At 29.8% G+C, this 18,922-nt stretch carries 18 protein-coding genes and 1 pseudogene; all 19 read right to left on the minus strand.

Annotated features, from left to right (window positions below; genetic code table 11):
- Window positions 1-10 precede the first annotated feature (10 nt).
- Entirely contained in the window at window positions 11-1,144 is a 1,134-nt protein-coding gene (locus B0A75_RS15980) for a DegT/DnrJ/EryC1/StrS family aminotransferase (RefSeq protein WP_089055289.1), read from the minus strand.
- Window positions 1,134-1,565, minus strand: coding sequence for a WxcM-like domain-containing protein (locus B0A75_RS15985; RefSeq protein ID WP_089055290.1), 432 nt, complete (start codon window positions 1,563-1,565; stop codon window positions 1,134-1,136). The genes B0A75_RS15980 and B0A75_RS15985 overlap by 11 nt, the downstream gene beginning before the upstream one ends.
- On the minus strand, window positions 1,555-2,526 hold the full coding sequence (locus tag B0A75_RS15990; RefSeq protein ID WP_089055291.1) for an MraY family glycosyltransferase: 972 nt from the start codon (window positions 2,524-2,526) through the stop codon (window positions 1,555-1,557). Before B0A75_RS15990 ends, B0A75_RS15985 begins: the two co-directional genes overlap by 11 nt.
- 98 nt (window positions 2,527-2,624) lie before the next feature.
- Window positions 2,625-3,530: an NAD-dependent epimerase/dehydratase family protein gene (locus B0A75_RS15995; protein WP_089055292.1), complete on the minus strand. Its 906-nt coding sequence runs from the start codon at window positions 3,528-3,530 to the stop codon at window positions 2,625-2,627.
- 1 nt (window position 3,531) lies between these two features.
- Window positions 3,532-4,287 carry a glycosyltransferase gene (locus B0A75_RS16000; RefSeq protein WP_394335291.1) on the minus strand — a complete coding sequence of 252 codons (756 nt, stop codon included), beginning with the start codon at window positions 4,285-4,287 and terminating at the stop codon, window positions 3,532-3,534.
- A 21-nt stretch (window positions 4,288-4,308) separates the two neighbouring features.
- Window positions 4,309-4,563 (minus strand): annotated as a pseudogene (locus B0A75_RS20860) (glycosyltransferase); the annotation flags it as partial.
- 193 nt (window positions 4,564-4,756) lie between these two features.
- A complete protein-coding gene (locus B0A75_RS16005; RefSeq protein ID WP_089055294.1) occupies window positions 4,757-5,572 on the minus strand; it encodes a glycosyltransferase family 2 protein in 816 nt (271 codons plus the stop codon).
- Window positions 5,573-5,574: 2 nt separating this feature from the next.
- Window positions 5,575-6,477, minus strand: coding sequence for a glycosyltransferase family protein (locus B0A75_RS16010; RefSeq protein ID WP_089055295.1), 903 nt, complete (start codon window positions 6,475-6,477; stop codon window positions 5,575-5,577).
- 34 nt (window positions 6,478-6,511) lie between these two features.
- Complete coding sequence (locus tag B0A75_RS16015; protein ID WP_089055296.1) at window positions 6,512-7,720, minus strand: O-antigen polymerase; 1,209 nt, start codon at window positions 7,718-7,720, stop codon at window positions 6,512-6,514.
- Window positions 7,721-7,731: 11 nt separating this feature from the next.
- On the minus strand, window positions 7,732-8,556 hold the full coding sequence (locus B0A75_RS16020; RefSeq protein WP_089055297.1) for a glycosyltransferase family 2 protein: 825 nt from the start codon (window positions 8,554-8,556) through the stop codon (window positions 7,732-7,734).
- 62 nt (window positions 8,557-8,618) lie between these two features.
- The gene (locus B0A75_RS16025; RefSeq protein ID WP_089055298.1) at window positions 8,619-9,545 is read right to left on the minus strand and encodes a glycosyltransferase family 2 protein; all 927 of its coding nucleotides are present in this window, start codon (window positions 9,543-9,545) and stop codon (window positions 8,619-8,621) included.
- A 29-nt stretch (window positions 9,546-9,574) separates the two neighbouring features.
- Window positions 9,575-10,939 carry a polysaccharide biosynthesis protein gene (locus tag B0A75_RS16030; RefSeq protein WP_208861281.1) on the minus strand — a complete coding sequence of 455 codons (1,365 nt, stop codon included), beginning with the start codon at window positions 10,937-10,939 and terminating at the stop codon, window positions 9,575-9,577.
- Between the two features lies 1 nt (window position 10,940).
- On the minus strand, window positions 10,941-12,245 hold the full coding sequence (gene rfbH / locus B0A75_RS16035) for a lipopolysaccharide biosynthesis protein RfbH (RefSeq protein ID WP_089055300.1): 1,305 nt from the start codon (window positions 12,243-12,245) through the stop codon (window positions 10,941-10,943).
- A gap of 34 nt (window positions 12,246-12,279) precedes the next feature.
- Window positions 12,280-13,998, minus strand: coding sequence for a thiamine pyrophosphate-binding protein (locus B0A75_RS16040; RefSeq protein WP_089055301.1), 1,719 nt, complete (start codon window positions 13,996-13,998; stop codon window positions 12,280-12,282).
- Between the two features lie 4 nt (window positions 13,999-14,002).
- Window positions 14,003-14,914, minus strand: a complete 912-nt coding sequence (locus tag B0A75_RS16045; RefSeq protein WP_089055302.1) for an NAD-dependent epimerase/dehydratase family protein — start codon at window positions 14,912-14,914, stop codon at window positions 14,003-14,005.
- The gene (gene rfbG, locus B0A75_RS16050) at window positions 14,907-15,998 is read right to left on the minus strand and encodes a CDP-glucose 4,6-dehydratase (protein ID WP_089055397.1); all 1,092 of its coding nucleotides are present in this window, start codon (window positions 15,996-15,998) and stop codon (window positions 14,907-14,909) included. The genes B0A75_RS16045 and rfbG overlap by 8 nt, the downstream gene beginning before the upstream one ends.
- Window positions 15,992-16,768 (minus strand): glucose-1-phosphate cytidylyltransferase, encoded by a 777-nt coding sequence (gene rfbF, locus B0A75_RS16055; protein WP_089055303.1) that lies wholly within the window; start codon window positions 16,766-16,768, stop codon window positions 15,992-15,994. Before rfbF ends, rfbG begins: the two co-directional genes overlap by 7 nt.
- A 29-nt stretch (window positions 16,769-16,797) precedes the next feature.
- A complete protein-coding gene (locus tag B0A75_RS16060) occupies window positions 16,798-17,826 on the minus strand; it encodes a ferredoxin--NADP reductase (protein WP_089055304.1) in 1,029 nt (342 codons plus the stop codon).
- Window positions 17,827-17,845: 19 nt separating this feature from the next.
- Window positions 17,846-18,916, minus strand: a complete 1,071-nt coding sequence (locus B0A75_RS16065) for a Wzz/FepE/Etk N-terminal domain-containing protein (protein WP_089055305.1) — start codon at window positions 18,914-18,916, stop codon at window positions 17,846-17,848.
- Window positions 18,917-18,922: the final 6 nt, after the last annotated feature.

Here is an 18,922-nt window from a genome sequence, read left to right on the forward strand (position 1 = left end):
GTTTATTGTTTTATTCTTTAAAGAAACTAATAATAACTTCTTTTATTCTCTCTTTATCTTTAGTACTTAAATTTGATCCAGATGGTAAACATAATCCCTTTTCAAATAATTCTTCTGCCACTTTAGTTCCATAATAGGGATAGTTGCTAAAAATAGGTTGCAAATGCATGGGTTTCCAAAGCAGTCGACTTTCAATATTTTTTTCTTCCAGAGCTATTCGCAAGTTTTCTCTATTTTTATTATCATGATTAATCAAAATCGTATTTAACCAATAGCTTGAAACGTAATCTTTATTTAAAACTTCGAAAAGCTCTACTCCTTCTATTGATTTAAAAATCTCTTGATAAAAACTATGATTTTCTTTCCTTTTTATAACATTCTCATTAAGAATTTTCATTTGCCCAAGACCAATTCCTGCACAAACATTACTCATTCTGTAATTATAACCTATTTCACTATGTTCATAGTGTACCTCCTTATCTTTGGATTGAGTAGCATAAAAAATTGCTTTTTCTTTGAACTCTCTAGAATTAGCAATCAATGCTCCACCACTGGAAGTTGTAATAATTTTATTGCCATTAAATGACAGAATACCAAAATGACCAAAACTGCCACATTTTTTTTCTTTATAACTACTTCCTAATGCTTCTGCACTATCCTCAATAACTGGAATTTCATACTGATCAGCAATTGCATGTATTTCATCAATCTTATATGGATTTCCATAAAGGTGAACCGCTATAATTGCTTTTGGTTTATTCCCTCTCTTAGTTCTCTCTTTAATTGCAACCTGAAGATTTTCAGGACAAATGTTCCATGTATCCTTTTCACTATCAACAAAAACAGGAACTGCTCCTTGATATAAAATTGGATTTACTGATGCAGAAAAAGTCATGGTTTGACAAATGACCTCATCACCAGCTTTAATTCCCAATAAAACTAATGCTAAATGTATGGCTGATGTTCCTGAATTTAATGCCGTTACAAAGTTTTCATTTTCAAAATAATGTTCCAGTTCCTTTTCAAAATCATCAACGTTTGGGCCGCCTGAGGTAATCCAGCTAGATTTCAAAGCCCTTTGAATGTATTCTTGCTCATAACCACACTCTTGTGACAATGACAAATAAATTCTATTATGATCCATTATTAATAAGCCAATAATCTGACGGATAACGAGCATCATCTTCACTTACATTCGTCAATGGCAATGTAGAAAAAGAGATTAATTTTGAGTTCTCTTCCAAAGATTGTATTGCGTTTGCATATCCTGCAGGAATATGAACAATTTTGCTATCAGATTCTGAAACAAAAATAGTCTCAATTACTAAATCTTTAGAGGGATTCTCCCAATTATCAATTTTTATAAAATGAATTTTAAAAGAACCTGAAATACAATAAAAGTTTTTAGTATCTAACTTATGTCCCTGCCAAGCACGAATTGGATTCTCCTTAGAATTACTTATAATATAAAATCTTTCGATATCTGCAAAACTAAAATCATTTACATACGAAATTGTGCCACGATGATCGGAGAAATTTCCTCCCTGAATTATCTTAGGCTTCATGATTCAATCGTAAATCACTCTTGTTTAACAAATAAAACTTTAATGAATAAAGCAATAATAAAGGCAGAATTATTATTACAAAAATAATTGATTCGTGAACTTTCTGATAAAGGGAAATTACCAATATAGAAATTCCAGTCTGAACTAAAGCATAAAGCAGCGATACTAACCTATGCTGTATTTTATATTCATTACTAAGTATTTGATATAAATGCAATCGATGTGCTTCAAAAATATTTTGTTTAAGATAGAGTCTGTGCAAGATGGTACAAACTGCATCAACTCCATATACTGCTAAAAATAACAACCAAATAAGTGATTCTGTTACAAGAATTAGTTTGAGAACCAAATAAATTACCCAAAAAGCAATTGCAATACTTCCAACATCACCTGCAAAACATTTTGCTTTTTTTCTATAATTGAAAAACAGAAAAACTAGGCTCGCGATTATCGCGTATTTTATAAAATCACCATCTATAAAAACCTGAACGGTTGTATTGACATATAGCAATGCTCCCATTACCACTAGAGTATACAGCCCTGTAATACCATTAATTCCATCCATGAAATTATAGGCATTAATAAGTCCAGTAGCTAATATGTAACTTACTAAAACTCCCCAAAATGGAACTAAAGCAAATAAGTTTAAATCATAGAAGATTAAGGTAATGGAAAGGAAATGAATTGAAATTCGAATTTTATTCGACAAACTTTGAATATCATCCCAAAAACTAACTAAGCTAACTAGAGTTATTCCTGCAAAGAAAAATAAATAAGGTTGTATATGCTGTACAAAATATAGTAAAGCAGAAAACCAGAAAATCACTCCACCCCCTCTTAAAGTTACTTCTGTGTGAGAACTTCTTAAATTAGGTTTATCAATTATATTAAAATGATTGGCTACTTTAAAATATAATAATTCAATTAAAAATAGAATAAGAAGGATCAGGATATAAATCATAAAAAAAAAATAAGAGAAAATGAAATCAGTAAAAAGCAATTAAACAAATTTTAAAATTTTAAAAAAAATAATTACACAAAGCAATAATATTCCAAACGTTATAAAATGTTTTTTTTAATATATTCCAAAACAGAATTAGGCTTCCATTCTTTGATACTTCTAGATTTACTGTCGTCAAAAGTCAATTCGGAACAAATTTTTGCAACTTTCAAAGAATTTATTGGAGATTTACTTCCAAATATATCTCCACATTTACCCAAAAGTTTAGCGAAAATAATTGGCATATTTAATGGGACTGATTTATTATTAATTTTTGCAATTGCCAAGCTTAATTCTTTAAAATTAGGGTCAATACTATCTGTTAAATGATAAACTCCACCGATCTTAGCAACATAAATTATAAATTTAGCAACATCTTCTGCTAAAACCATACTTTTTTTTGCCTTTCCTCCCCCAATATTAAAATAATAACCTTTCTTTATTGCATTCGACATAGAACCTAAGTTCCCTGGTGGATTAATACCTACCAATAAAGGCAATCTCAAAATAGTACACTTAATTTTATTCTTATCACACCAATTCTGCACTATTTTTTCGGCTTTAATCTTACTAATTCCATAAGCGTCCTTAGCCAATAAAGGATAGTTCTCATCAATTTTAACTCCATGATGCAAACCATATACGCTTACTGAACTAATGAATATAAAATATTGGGGTAAAAAATTACTTCTCTCCAGACCTTCCAATAAATTTTGTGTTCCTTTTACGTTCACATCATGAAATTCCTGTTTTTCAGAGTCAGACTTAGGAACAACATGTGCTTTTCCTGCTGCATGTATTACATAATTAAAAGATTGGCTAAAATTTGGAAGTTCTTTGCTAATATCACAAACTATATCTGTACTAGGGTTTCCTAATGTTACAATTTGATATTCTTGTTCTTTTAAAACTTTTATAATATTTCTTCCAAGAAAACCAGTAGATCCCGTTAATAATACTTTCATTTTATATATTCAAATTCTCAGAAATTAAATCCCAAATTTTAGTTTGTTCAAAATTTTCTTGTACAAACATTCTTCCATTTTTACCATGTATTTTCTCAATATCTCTATTTTTTAAATAATAAAATATTTTAGAAGCAATATCTTTCGGTTCATAAGTAATAAAAACTCCCGTAATATCTTCTTTTATCGCCTCAATGCATCCCGTCGCTTTAGTTATTAAAACAGGTTTTCCCATTGAGGAAGCTTCCAAAACTACTGTAGGAAACCCTTCCCTATATGATGGCAAAATAAAAACATTCATTAAACTGTAATAAGGTGCAGCATCCAAAACAAAATCTGTAAAAATAATGGTATCATCTTGATAAATTTTACTTTTTGATATCTCTGAAATGGAATCTCTTGACTCTATTGGCCCAACCAACAATAATTTAACATTAGCATGAGATTCTTTTACAATTTCCCAAGCTTGAATTAATTCATTAATCCCCTTGTCTTTCACTAATCTTCCTACAAAGCCGACTACAAAATCTTCTTCTTTTATTAATAATTTAGATTTTAAAGAATTTATAGTGTCTTTCTCATAAGTATCAGGATTATATTTATATTCTGTATCAATACCATTACAAGTTCCTAAACCTAAAATAATATTTTTACTTGCACTATTTAATTTGTCTTTTTCGCTTATTTCTCTTATGGAATTACTTACACAAACTACTTTTGTTGCTAAAAAACCAGACAATCTATCAACATTTTTCAAAATAATCTTCTTTAATCCGCTGCTTGTTTCATAAATTATTCCATGTCTAAAATAAATTCTATCTGATACACCTGCCAAAAAAGAAGCAATCATTGCAATCATTCCTCCTTTTGGAGTATGGCCAATGACCTTCTCAATTTTATTTTTTTTAATATATCTATAAACTGAAAATATTGCCTTAAAATCTTTAAAAGGACTAATTTCTCTAGTAATATTAACCTCGAAAGGTATATAATCTAGTTCCTTAGACAATTCAAGAAATTCATTTGAAGGCGAACAGCCTAAATGGTATTGGTTATTTTTTTTTTTTTTTTAAATAAACAAACTGATTGCCAAAAAAATAATTAATCGAAAATGAAACGGCAATAATATGTAAAACTTTACTTTTTCTCATTTTAATAATTTACAACTATACTTACAAGCATCATTTTTGTCTCTAAATTAAGAAAGACAACTTTTTGCCCATACTTCAACAAAAATCTATTTTTTTAAAGTAAGTTAAAAGTACTCGACGAATATATTTTACAAATGAATAAGAAGAAACTGCCATAAAAGTCAATAAACTTATTTTTTTTTTCTTACAAAAATAGATGTAATTTGACATCTCTCCTTTTGTCATTTGCCAAAGATTTGCTGATAAACCAGAATCTCCAAAACTATTTTTATTATTTTGATTTCTCGCAAGTATTTCATTAATGAAAATACAATCACCTTTTAAACTAATTTCAAGCCATAATCTATAATCTTCAGAATATCTTTGATTAGAATTAAATTTAATTCCTTGTAAAAAATTGCTTCTCACCATAATTGTAGGAGTAGAAAAGAAGTTTTTAAATAATAACATTCTAAAGAGAATAACTTTATATTCGACAACATCATTAAATTTCTTATTATCGAAAGCACCAGCAACTAATATAGCATTAGGAAAATTTTCAAAATACGTCAATTGTAAGCGCAACTTATCCTTACTCCAACAATCATCAGCATCTAAAAAAGCAATAAAATTTCCTTTAGCCTTTCTAATACCAAGATTTCTTGAATCCGAAGGCCCTGAATTTTCCTTAATAAGATAAACAATTTTTTGTTTATCCTCGTCAGTAATTGTATCTATATATTGTCTTATTCTTAAATCAGTATCATCAGTAGATCCATCATTAATAATAATAATTTCAAAATTTTTAAAACTCTGTTCGAAAACAGATTTTAATGCAAATATTATCGTTTGATAATTATTATAAGTAGGTATAATTACTGACACGAATGATTCTTCAAGAAGAACGCTCATAATTAAAAGGAATTAGTCTTATTTATTTTTGAAAAGTTGTTTACTAAAAACTTTAGGTTATGTGCAAAAATTTTTAAAAATTCGAAATTTTTATATTTTATTGAGAGTTTTATTGTATCCAAAAAAAGTCTAGAAATGCCAATGAATTGGAAAATAAAATTCAATCGAATAAACAATATATATAACCAAGCGTACGAGTTAGATTTATATCTCTTGATTTTTATACTTACATCTTCTTCATTCATAAAAGACAAATCGTGTTTAAGCTCATAATCAATAATATAAAAATAATTATGCAACTCTCCATAATCCAAAACAAACTTATAATCAACCCCATAAAAGCTTAAGTTTTCGTCAAATTTCAAATTTCTGTTTTTAAAAATTTCAGTTTTTAAACACATTCCGCTCCCAAAAGCGATTCCTTTTTTCGCTTTTGTTCTGCCAAATTTAAATTCTCTATCAAAAAAACTGTAATTTACTGCAATTTTAAATTTACTTGGGCTTATAACCTTTCCATTCTTTTCAACATACGGTAAAAATAGTCCTATATCATCATTTTGAAAAGCCGCTTTTTCTATTAAATTAAAGTATTCTTTATCAACGATTGTATCTTGATCAAATATAAAAATTTTACTAACTATTTGACAATAACAATTAATAATTTGATTGTATATTCTTGAAAGACTAGTATTTTCTTTCTTATGTATATAATCATACTGAATATTCTTTCTCTTAAGTATATTTAGTTCATCCTCCGCAATAACTTCAAAAGAATTATCCCATATAACTAAATAAAAATCATTTTCTAAACAATCATTTTTTATTAAGGAAGAAATGGTAATTGATGAAGTTATATTCTCGTTATAAAGAACCACCAAGATTATATTTTTAAAACCTTTTATCATTTTATACAAATAAAATTTTGTGCAAACATGCAATCTAGTCAGGTATGATTGATTTTTTGCAAACTAAAATATATTTAAATTTATATGCTATAATTGACAATATAATTAACTGAAGTAAAAAAGATAAATTTGAAAAAATAAACTCCCCAAAAAATTGCAAAATTAACACACTAAATAAAAAACAGTATGGTATAGCAGCCCACACTACACCAGCTTGCATTAGCCTATAATAATAGCCAGATAAGCCTCCAATTATAAATCCAAAAATCATAATTCCCCAGTAGCCAAAATCCCACCAAAAAGGACCAATCACTGTAAATACATTTGTAGGTAAAGGCAAGTATACATAGCCTTCATCAGTAATATCATTATTCAGATCTAAATCTTCACTTTGGTTTTTTTTTCCAACAAATGCTCTAGTAAAAGTTTTAAAAAATTTCATAGAAAACTGTCCCCAATTTTTTGAACTAGTTTCTGCAATAACTACTTTATCTAAAGCAGGGACTCCTCCCAAAGTATAAGAATATAGCATATCACTAACAACATTATCTTTTTCTTCACCGGAACGTAAAATTTGAGTCAAAGACATTAAAAACATCAAAGATGATAAACTAACAATTACAATAGTTTTAGTAACTCTTCTTTGTAAAAATAAGATTGCAAAAATTGATAAAAATAATATAAAAAGGCCTGACTTTGACATCGTAATAATAGCTTGAATTAAGTTTAGCAGAAACAAAATTCTTATTCTTTTTTTATTATCATTACAATAAAGTTCCATTAAAAATGAAACATATGCAAAAGTAAAGGCATACCTCCAAATACCATAATTATATTCACTTTCAGACAATCCTGCACCGGCAAACCTTAAGTTTAGGAAAATGTTTCCCATTCCCATGGTAGTAGCTTGCATATATGCAACATAAAAGCCTGGAATTGATCCAAATAATGCAATATAATAATAGACGTTTCTAACAAATGGGTTAAACCTTTTTTTTACAATTTTTCTACGACCGACTTCACTAAATAAGTACATTCCAGTGAGAAGCGACAAAACCCAGAGTAAGACCACCAATAACACATTTATGGAAAGTGAAGGCATCCCATGATCTAAAGTTCCATATATTAACAAAATTCCCGCCCATGAAACAGGAGCTATAAAAGTCGGAGCTAAATAGCTTTTAGAACGTAAATATCCTAAAAGAGAAAATAAAAGAAATAAAAAACCAAAAACTAATGTCATTACTAAAAGTTCTAAAAGAAATTAGTTAGATTGAAAATCTTATAAATTGGAGTTAACAATATTTTCCCTAAACGATACTCTCTAGAATTAACAACTTTTAAATATTCATGAGACTCAACTGGATTGAGGTAATTCTCACTATATAATTCCTTATGATTCTCCCACAATTTTTTTCGCAATTTTGAATAGTTCTTTATTGCCGAAGAAATATTGCGTGAATCTTTTTTTGGTTTTATCCTATAAAAAAAATTAATCCCTTTAATATATTTAACATCTCCACCTTTTTTCATTATAGAAAGCCAAAAATCCCAATCTTCTAAACCTTCATTCATATTAAAATTAAATCCTTCCACAATGTCAAAGTCTCGTCTGCGAAACATTGTTGTTACAACAAATAAATTATGTCCCATTAATCTTTCAATAGAATATTCTTCTAAATTAATAATACGATTTATTCGTCCAAAATATTTATAGTCTGTCGCAACCAGTTTTACATCGTCATTTACTAACATTTCTTTAACAGCCAACTCTACAAATTGTGGAGAAACTAGATCATCACTATCCAAAACTAGAACAAACAATCCTTTAGAATTAGTAATTGCCTGATTTCTAGCTTTACAAACACCTTGATTCGGGGTAATTATTATTTGAATTTGTTTATCACCTTGGATTTCTTTTATGAAATCTAAAGTATTTTTATCAGTCGATCCATCATCAATAATTATATGCTCTATATTTGAATACGTCTGATTCTTTACTGAATCTATGCATTCTTTCAGATATTTTCCATCATTATAACAGGTAGTTATAATACTAACTAAAGGTTTTTGCTCCATAGAAACAATAGTTTAATATTCAAAATCAAATAAAAAAACAACTCTATCAAAAATTTCATCACCTATTTACCAACTACGAAATTAAATATTGATTGAGGAAGAATTAAATTTAAAAAAGTTCTTATTAATGGTTTAGGACAGTATATTAAAGCATTTAACAATCCTTGATTTTTTATATTATATAAATATAAATTCCAACGCTTGCTATAATTTACTTTAGATTCTTTTCTATCTAATTCAATTAACGAATAGTTAATAATGTAGCATCCTAAAGACAATTTATTATGTAAATTGCGAGACTTCAAACCTGAAAATGCATCAATAAAAAGCTGAGTCCTTAGTATGTATACACTATAGTCCCAACTTACTACATTGTCAAAATCTTTAACAACTATTAAATCCACAAAACGACAATGAGACAAATTATGGTTTTGAACATGTTTCAGTACCATAATGATTGTTCCCATCATACTAGATAAATTATTATAGTAGTTATGCAAAGATTTAGAAAGTATAGACATATTGTATAAACAAGATGACATCTGGAAAGAATTTACAAAAACTCTTGGACTTTTAAATTTAGCAGCTATTTCATCGAAATTACGTGTTGAAAAATTACTTACTGAACACAAATTAATGAAAACAGCCTCTTCATTTTTTTCTATCTCATTTAAAATACTTTCAACAGCATCTTCTTTTACTAAATCATCATCTGATAAGGTCCATAACCATTTCGTAGTACAATTTTCAAAACATCTTGCAATATTAGCATCTGCACCGACATTTACCCTATTCCTTACTAAATGAAACTGCAATATTTCATTTGGTTTAAACAATGTTTCTACTTTTGTATCAGAGCAATTATCATAGATAACCAAATGTACCTTATCATTTAACTGAGGTAATAAAACATTGACCTGTGCCTTTATTTTTTCTGGCCTGTTATATGTTGGTATAGCAATTGTTAAGATCGGTTGTTTACTTAGCATGTATATATTAAATCAAATTATTATAACTTTTAGTTATGCCACTTATTCTTATTTGTCGTAAAAATAAAATAAGTCCAAACAGAGCCTCCGATTGTTAATACCATATAACCTGATGTAATTCCTATGATACCAAAATAATTTCCTAATAAAATAGTTGAACTACAACACAGAATTCCCATAACTATACTTTGAATCAACATCGGTTCTTTTTTATGACACCGTAAATAAGTGGCCCATGAACCAACAATATGATTTAAAACAACGGCAATCATCATAAAAAACATAGGTAACAAAGGAAGAAATCTATCAGCTAAGTTTTTACCTCCAAATTTTAAATCAAAATAACGAAAGATGAAAATTACTACAAAAAACAATGTAAGCGTCAAAATGTTTAGTACTAATGATTGCAACAATGTTTGATTAAATAAAACATCCAATTGCTTATATTTTTCTTGGGCTATAAGACTTGAAAAATTTGGGATCTTTGTCGAAATCCAGCTAAACGTCAATGAAAAAACAGCATTTAAAACGGCTAAGGTCATTCCCATTTGTCCTGCAATTATTGCTCCTTCAGTTGCAAAAAGCACAGGATTAAAAAGCTGAAAGATAAAATATCCACTTATCCAACTTAATGCTATTTTCCATTGAAAAGGAAAAATTTCTACAAAATAATTTACTTTCCACTCATCTATTTTATTCCATATTAAAACCAAGAGTTTTATCTTAGAACTAAACAATATCCATATAGGCACAATAATAAACGATATTAATGCCGCTATTGGACTTGAGTATAATTTAAATCCAAGTAAAAACAAAAGCAAAACAAAAAAAAGCTGTGTAATTTGTTGAAAAAGTCTTATTTTCGAAACATCTTTAACCATTCCCAATCCTTCAAAAAAAGCTAATATTGGAGATACCATCAAAGACAAAGATGTGGTGATTGAAAGTATAAACCATGGAATTTGCCATTCAACTAATCTATCATCTTTTCCAAACTTAGCAAAGAAAAAGTAGCCTGCAATCACAAGTCCAAATAGCAATAATACTCCGAGTATAGCAAACCATTTTACTGTAAATCTTAATAATGAAGATAATCTAGAACTTGTTTCAAGCGAGCCTTTAAATCTGCTTTTTCCATCCCATACTAAATTAGCATTTTCATGAGCAACAAATTGAGTTATAATACCTGAGAGTCCTAATTCAAAAAAAATTTGAATTGCCAATATACTTCCGAAAGTATAATAATATCCCTGTTCAACCTTACTTAAGCATCTAGTAATAAAAATAAGAGTTATTATTCCTCCACTTGCTTGAATGACTCTTGATAGTAATGTAAAACCAATTGCGCCATCAATTCCTATCTTATTTAAACTTTTCTTTATTAAATTTAACACTTTAGGAATTTAAATATTCTCTAATCACTTTAGCAATATAATCATAGTGCCTTTCATTTAGCCCAGGCCATACACCCAACCAAAATGACTGGTTCATAATAGTATCAGTATTTTCTAATGTGCCAACAACTCTATGTTCAATATTAGCATAAGCAGGTTGTCTTAACAAATTCCCGCCAAACAGTAAACGAGTTCCAATTTTATTTTTTTCTAAATGTTGTACTAACATATGACGATCATTTGCATCACCTTCTCTAAGCGTCAACAGAAACCCGAACCAAGATGGTTCTGAATTTGGAGTAGGTTCTGGTAAGACAAAAACTTCTTCAAATTCTTTCATACGTTCATACAAGGCAGCATAATTTTCTTTACGACGCTGTACAAATTGATCAATTTTTTTAATTTGTGAAACTCCAAAAGCAGCCTGCATATCAGTGACTTTTAAATTAAAACCAATATGAGAGTATGTATATTTATGATCATAACCATAAGGTAATGTCCCTAATTGCTGGCCAAAACGGCAACCGCAAGTATCGTCTTTTCCTGGTTCGCAATAACAATCACGTCCCCAATCACGAAAACTTTCTGCTAATTTTGATAAAACAGGGTTATTTATTAAAACGGCTCCACCTTCGCCCATTGTGATGTGATGTGCTGGATAAAATGAAAATGTTGAAATATCTCCAAAAGTTCCTGTTTTTTTTCCATTATAAGTTGCTCCTAAAGAATCACAATCATCTTCGACTACCCATAAATTATATTTTTTGGCAACACGCATTACTTCATCTAAGTCAAACGGATTACCAAGCGAATGAGCTATCATAATTGCTTTTGTTTTAGAGCTTACCGCTGCCTCGATCATATCTGCTTTAACATTGTGTGTTGCGATATCAACATCAATAAAAACTGGAATAGCTCCAAATTGAATTATAGGATTGATCGTTGTTGGAAAACCAGCTGCTACAGTAATTACCTCGTCACCTGGCTTGATCGCTCTTTCTCCTAACTTTGGAGAAGTTAAAGCATAAAAAGCTACCAAATTAGCAGAAGATCCTGAATTTACCAAAAGTGATCTATGAGCGCCAAAATAAGCAGCAAAATCTGCTTCAAATTTATTAGCAAAACGACCTGCAGTTAACCAACCATCAAGAGCGGCATCAACTCCCATTAAAATATCTTCTTCATCTAATACTTTTCCAGTAACGGGAATGTAATTTTCTCCAGCAACAATAACTTGAGTTGATTTTTTCTTTGCAATTTCTCTTAAACTATTTAATAGAGAATCTTCTTTTAAATTTTGTAACATATAATTTTATCTTTAACAATAATTTTAATTAATATTAAGTAGCTTCCATAGCTATTGGCTTAGCAAATGGTTCCATTTCAGTAATTGGTCTGCCAAAAGCAATTTTGGGATAAGTATTAGTATGAGGATCAATCATGACTTGCAATAGTTGTGGTTTATTTTCATTTTCACTATTCCAAAACCAATCTATAGCATTCTCAATCTCAGTCGAGTTTTCAATTGTTTTTGCATCTATCCCATAAGCTATAGCAACTTTAGCAAAATCAGGAGCGTCATATCCCCAATAGGTCGACTGATAACGAGATTCAAAATAACTATCTTGAAACTGTCTAATCATACCTAAAGTCTTGTTATTCAAAACAACAATTTTTAAAGGCAATTTATTCCTAACAATCGTTTGCAATTCTTGAATATTAATCTGCATACAACCATCGCCGACTAAGACAACAACTGGCTCTTTATTTAAAGCAATGCTTGCTCCAATCCCAGCTGGCAATGAAAACCCCATAGCTCCCATTCCTCCAGAAGTCAAAAAACTTTGATCTTTATACAGTTCTAATGATTGTGCTGCCCACATCTGATGACTTCCTACATCTGCTAAATACGCCCTTGCTTTTTTAGATTTATTAGAAAGCAAATGCATAAAAACATTTGGATTAATACCATTTGGATCCAGTTCTTTTGTATCTGGCCAAGTTTCCTTAAAGTCATGAATTTGATTGAACCATCCGTCTTTTAAAACAAAAGATTCATCAATTGTACGTGTTTTAAATTCAGTAAAAAATGACTTTAAGTCTCCTATAATAGCCTCGCAACCTTTTACACGGTTGTTAATCTCGCCTTTTTCACAATCAACATGATAAATTTTTCTATTCTCAATAAATTTAGCATCGGCACCTGTTTGTCTAATATCCAAACGACTTCCAAGTACAATCAATAAATCACATTCTCCGAATGCTATATTTGCCCATCTGTTACCATAACTACCTATAAATCCTACTCGTTGAGAATTATCATAACTAATTGTATCCAAACCTAATAAAGTCGTAATTACAGGTAATTTTGTTTTAAAGAGAAACTCCTCAAATAAATCTTGGCTTTTACTTGCTTTAATTCCTCTCCCAGATAATATAAGTGGCTTCTTTGCTTTTTTAATATCTTCAATTAAGTTATTAAAGATATTTATATCAAATTTTGAAGATTGGCCAAATTCATCACTTACGAAATTATTCTCAATCTGAAAACGCTGAACATCCATTGGAATATCAATAAGAACTGGCCCAGGTCTTCCTTCTAAAGCAATTTTAAAAGCATTTTCAAAAATAGTTGGAATTTCATCAGGGTCACTAACCTGGAAGCAAGCTTTAGTAATAGGTATGGCCATTGAAACAATATCAGTTTCTTGAAAACCTAATTGTCTGATTTCCCTATCACCCTTCAATTCATGTCTATTTACTTGACCTGTAATAAAGACAGCGGGAGTTGAGTCAAAAAAACAACTTCCTATTCCTGTCAATAAATTAGTTGCTCCAGGACCCGAAGTTGCCAAAGCTATACCTGGCAAACCAGTGATTCTACCATAACCCTCAGCTGCAAATGCAGCTGCTTGTTCATGATGCATTGTAATAATATTAATACTTGTTTTTTGATTTAAAGAGTCTAAGATATGTGTAATCATACCTCCTGATAATTCAAAAACACTTTTAATTCCTTTTTTTTCTAAAAACTCCGCAATAAAGTCAGATGCCTTCATAATTTTATTTTTTTAAATAATAACTTAAGGTGTTTTGCAAAGCAATATTATAATTAGAAAATTCAATTTTCCCAATTTGATTACTCAACTTTAGCATTTCACCTTCCATATGCATCGATTGCCCAGGTCTATAAGTTAAGACTCCAAAATTTAAGCGAAATTTGGGATTGACAATATTTTTTATATCCTCTATTATAGACTTAATTGTTCTAACTTCATTAGAAGATATATTATAAACTCCTGACTCCACATTTCTTAAAACAATTTTCCTCATTATTTCAGCATAATCCTTGACATATAAGTACGCATATTTTTGCTCACCCAAAGTAAAATCCATCTCATTTTTACTTTGCATCGAATTTATCAAAGAGGGTATTAACCAGTTTGAATTTTCTTTCTCTCCAAATACTGAAAATAATCTAAGCCAAACCCAGTTTATATTATTTGTATTAGAAAAACTTTTTAAAATTTCTAAACATGCTAATTTAGTAGCTGCATATGCATTTAAGGCATTTGTTTCAAAATTCTCTGATATTTTACTATTTATAATACCATATTCAGCTTGTGATCCTAAAAAAACTATTTTTTTTATTTCTAAAATTTTAGCTACTTCAAGTAACTCAACAAAAAAACTAATATTTTTAATTTGTTCCGTCCAATTATCTCTATCATTAGACTCAACACCAATCCAAGCCGCATGTATAATTGTGTCAAACGAATGATTAATTAATTGATTTAAAAAAGATCCATCATGAGAAATATCAACCCAATTAATTTGATCTTTAAATTCTTCACACCTCCATAAATCAGAACTTTCACGCTTTAACCCAACAATATTAATATTATTTGCAATTAAATTTTCAGCAATATGGGAACCTAAAAAACCAGTAATTCCAGTAATTAAGACATTACGCATTTAGAAATAGTTTAACCTGAGACTCTGTAAATAAATTAATATCCTCTTTTTTAGTAACAAATTGATTATACCATTCCATTGTCATATTAACAGCTTTGGTAGCATTCAATTTTGGCTCCCATTTTAATTCATTTATAACTTTGCTAATATCAAGTTTCAGCAATCCCGCCTCATGAGGTTGATTTTCTTCAATTTCTACTTTATATTCTCCTTTACCCCAACTTTGAATAGCCAATTTAAGCATATCTTCTACTGGAAGTGCATCAGATAAATGTGGTCCAAAATTGTATGCCTGGCTAAATTGCAATGGATTCTCAGATAAATTACCCCCTAACAATAAGTAACCTATTACCGGTTCCAAAACATGTTGCCACGGTCTAACTGATTTAGGGTTTCTTATAACAACAGCTTTATCGGCTGCAAAAGCCTTGGCAATGTCTGGTATCAAACGATCCTTTGACCAATCTCCTCCTCCTATAACATTTCCTGCTCTTCCAACAGCAATCGCTTTCTGGTGAAAACCGTATGATTTAACATTAAAAAATGAATTTCTATAAGAATCTATAACCAATTCGGCACAAGCTTTACTTGCACTATAAGGATCATAACCGCCTAATCTATCATTTTCGCGATAAGGATATATCCATTCGTTATTATGGTAAACTTTGTCGGTTGTTATAAGTATTACATCACATTTCTTTTCTAACAGGCGAACTGCATCTAAAACATTGGCTGTACCAATAACATTAACTTCAAAAGTTTCTGCTGGTATATCATAGGACAATCGAACTAATGGTTGTGCCGCAAGGTGAAAAACATAATCAGGTTGAAAATCCATGATCTCTTTTTCTAAGCGTTTCTTATCTCTTAAATCAGCAATTACAGAATCACAGATATTATCTCCATCAATAAGATAGAATAAATCATTTTTGGTTTGAGGCTCTAGAGCATATCCTTTTACTTCAGCTCCTAATAAAGATAAAGTTTTTAACATCCAAGCACCTTTGAAACCAGTATGACCGGTTAAAAAGACTTTTTTTCCACTGTAAGATGCCTTTAATTTTTCAAATAATGAAACTACCATGTTTTCCATTTTGCATTTCCAGAATTCCACAATGCTTCCAATTCCACTCTATCCCTAAGAGCATCCATGCATTTCCAAAATCCGTAATGTTTATAAGCTGCCAATTGTTGATCTTTAGCAATAGCTCCCAAAGGTTCCTTTTCCCATTGAATGTCATCAACATCATTTTCAAGATATTTAAAGATCCCTGGTTCTAAAACAAAAAAGCCACCATTGATCCACATTCCATCACCTGCTGGTTTTTCAACAAAACTATCAACTTCGCCTTCAGTTCCAATTTCTAAATTTCCAAAACGTCCAGGAACTTGAACACTCGTTAAAGTTGCTAATCTACCATGTGATTTATGAAATTTAAGCAATTGTGATAAATCCACATCCGCAACGCCATCACCGTATGTAAGCATAAAAGTTTCATCATTAACATATTTTTGAATACGTTTCAGTCTTCCTGCTGTATTTGTATATAAACCAGTATCAATTAAAGTTACTTTGAAAGATTCTGTTTCCGAATAATGAACATTAATATTATTATTGGCTAATTCGATTGTTACATCCGAATTATGCAAATAATAATTATAGAAATATTCCTTAATAAAAGTCGCCTTATATCCTAAACAGATAACAAATTCATTGTGACCATATTGCTCATACATTTTTAATATATGCCACAATATAGGCTTTCCACCAATCTCTACCATTGGCTTTGGCCTAGCTTCGGTTTCTTCCATAAGACGTGTTCCAAAACCACCTGCAAAAATTACTACTTTCATTATTATATTTTATCTATGATTATTGTTATTTATATCTCAACACAAACATTATTTGTCACGGGGTAACTACAACATAATAAATATTCATTTTCATTTAAATCCGTTCTCGGTTTACTTAAACCAATCATTTTAATTTCTCCTGATCTAAGGGTTGCTTTACAAGTACTGCAATTTCCCGTTTGACATGAATAAGGTAATTCTAAACCAATTTCCAATGCATCTTCTAGTATCGAATTTCCTTTCTTTATGGTAATTTTATTTTCTATCCCTTGAAAATTTAATATAATATCCTGATTAAGTATATCTTTAAAATCTTCAGGGTTTTTAACAATTTCGAAATCTTCAGAAAAAAAATTATCCAAATTCCCCGTTAAAGACAATAATGACTCCTTAATTGTGTTTTTCAATCCAATAGGTCCACAAATATAATGTCTTGTAGGTTGATCTATTTTTTTAATTAAGTTACTCACAAAATCGGAATTAATCCTTCCTTTAAAATTATGCGATTCAGCATCAAAAAAATCTTCTTTTGAGTAAAAATAATAGATCTTAAAACGATCCGAATAAGTTAATCTAAGTTTTTCTAATTCCTTATAAAATATAACAGATGATCTAGATTTATTACCGTAAACCAAATAAATATCAATCGATGGTTTAGCAACCAATAGTTCTTTTATCATTGAAAAAAGAGGTGTAATTCCACTTCCAACTCCCCAAAAAACAATAGATTTTATAGATTCTTCTTCTTCAAAAATGAAATCCCCAAGTGGTTCCTGAACTTCAATTACATCCTCGATTTTTATGAAGTCATTTATATAATTAGAAACAATACCACCAGGTACTCTTTTTATTGTGACATTAAGTGTAGAATCAATTATAGGTGTAGAAGAAAATGAATAAGGTCGAATATATCTCCTGTTATTAATTCTAAATTGAAGTGTTAGATACTGACCCGCTAAATATTTAATCTTTTTTAGTCCAGGTTGTTTGAAACATAGAGTAACTGTATCATCAGTTTCTCTTTTTATTTCTTGAACTTTTAAAGTGTAATTTTTCATTGTGTAATTAAACAAGCAATTATTTTAAATAAGTCAATAACCTTTTAAAAATTAAAAAGAAAACAATAAGAAAGCCTGCTAAAAAACCACCTAAAATTAATCCTTTTGCTTTTCCAAAACGTTCTTTAGGTAAAGGCAAGATTGGTCGGTCAATAACTTGAATTAAAGGTGTTTCTTTACGTAGAGTAACTTTGGCCAATTCTGCCTGCTTTACTAATTCTGTAAGTATAGCTGTATTCGCCTGGACATCAACTTGTCGTCTAGCAGAAGGAGCACGACGAACATTAAGAGCCGGATTTAAATTAAAAGTATTATCATTTGCTACAGCTACTCCGGTAATTGCGCCATTAAGTTCTCCTCGAATAGAATCAACTTGTCGTTCTAAAATTGACATATTAATTCTAGCTTTTTTACTTTTTGTTTCTACATAAAATTCTCCAACCTGCTTAGCCAAAGCCTCACAAAAATACTTTGAAAACAATTCATCTATAGAGGAAACATCTATATTTATAATAGAAATTTTTTTATCTTTTTGTCCGACGACTAAACCTGAATTTGATAAATTTTTATACATTATACCCATGATACTATCCTGTACTCTTGTAAAATTTTTACGATTGGAGTTGGGCAAAAATTCAATTTTTGATAATTTAGGATTATCCTCCCACTTATCTCTCCAATTATTATTCTGGATGTAGATCTCAGCTAAAGAAACTTGTTTGCCATCCAAGTATACTGAAGACAATAATGTCTTTTCAACCATTGATCTTGACTTGAACAACTCAGTTAAGTTAGAGCCAGTAAAAATTCCTCCCCCACTTCCTCCTAAATCTAATCCAAATGAGCTAGCTAATCCAAGTGCACCACCTAAACCTCCTCCAGTGCCTTTTTCATCTTCTAATGCAAAAGTTAATGTAGCAGTGTACACAGGTTTTTTAATAAACGAATAAGTTAATCCTAAAGTAGCACCTATAATTACAGCTAAGACAATAATTTTCCATTGCGACAACAAATAACTATACCATTCTTTTAGTTTAATCAGCAATTCTTTTAACGAAATTTCATCGTTTTCTATAGTTTTATTTTCCATTAAAAA

Source organism: Flavobacterium oncorhynchi (assembly GCF_002217355.1).
In the GTDB taxonomy this organism is placed as follows: domain Bacteria; phylum Bacteroidota; class Bacteroidia; order Flavobacteriales; family Flavobacteriaceae; genus Flavobacterium; species Flavobacterium oncorhynchi.

What these genes read in the sequence shown, in the direction of transcription:
- rfbG (WP_089055397.1), bottom strand. Translation starts at nt 15,998, where the DNA reads ATGGTAGTTTCATTATTTGAAAAATTAAAGGCATCTTACAGTGGAAAA.
- B0A75_RS16025 (WP_089055298.1), bottom strand. Translation starts at nt 9,545, where the DNA reads ATGCTAAGTAAACAACCGATCTTAACAATTGCTATACCAACATATAAC.
- B0A75_RS16065 (WP_089055305.1), bottom strand. Translation starts at nt 18,916, where the DNA reads ATGGAAAATAAAACTATAGAAAACGATGAAATTTCGTTAAAAGAATTG.
- B0A75_RS16040 (WP_089055301.1), bottom strand. Translation starts at nt 13,998, where the DNA reads ATGAAGGCATCTGACTTTATTGCGGAGTTTTTAGAAAAAAAAGGAATT.
- rfbH (WP_089055300.1), bottom strand. Translation starts at nt 12,245, where the DNA reads ATGTTACAAAATTTAAAAGAAGATTCTCTATTAAATAGTTTAAGAGAA.
- B0A75_RS16015 (WP_089055296.1), bottom strand. Translation starts at nt 7,720, where the DNA reads ATGACATTAGTTTTTGGTTTTTTATTTCTTTTATTTTCTCTTTTAGGA.
- B0A75_RS16060 (WP_089055304.1), bottom strand. Translation starts at nt 17,826, where the DNA reads ATGAAAAATTACACTTTAAAAGTTCAAGAAATAAAAAGAGAAACTGAT.
- B0A75_RS15990 (WP_089055291.1), bottom strand. Translation starts at nt 2,526, where the DNA reads ATGATTTATATCCTGATCCTTCTTATTCTATTTTTAATTGAATTATTA.
- B0A75_RS16005 (WP_089055294.1), bottom strand. Translation starts at nt 5,572, where the DNA reads ATGAGCGTTCTTCTTGAAGAATCATTCGTGTCAGTAATTATACCTACT.
- B0A75_RS15980 (WP_089055289.1), bottom strand. Translation starts at nt 1,144, where the DNA reads ATGGATCATAATAGAATTTATTTGTCATTGTCACAAGAGTGTGGTTAT.
- B0A75_RS15995 (WP_089055292.1), bottom strand. Translation starts at nt 3,530, where the DNA reads ATGAAAGTATTATTAACGGGATCTACTGGTTTTCTTGGAAGAAATATT.
- B0A75_RS15985 (WP_089055290.1), bottom strand. Translation starts at nt 1,565, where the DNA reads ATGAAGCCTAAGATAATTCAGGGAGGAAATTTCTCCGATCATCGTGGC.
- B0A75_RS16010 (WP_089055295.1), bottom strand. Translation starts at nt 6,477, where the DNA reads ATGATAAAAGGTTTTAAAAATATAATCTTGGTGGTTCTTTATAACGAG.
- B0A75_RS16020 (WP_089055297.1), bottom strand. Translation starts at nt 8,556, where the DNA reads ATGGAGCAAAAACCTTTAGTTAGTATTATAACTACCTGTTATAATGAT.
- B0A75_RS16045 (WP_089055302.1), bottom strand. Translation starts at nt 14,914, where the DNA reads ATGCGTAATGTCTTAATTACTGGAATTACTGGTTTTTTAGGTTCCCAT.
- rfbF (WP_089055303.1), bottom strand. Translation starts at nt 16,768, where the DNA reads ATGAAAGTAGTAATTTTTGCAGGTGGTTTTGGAACACGTCTTATGGAA.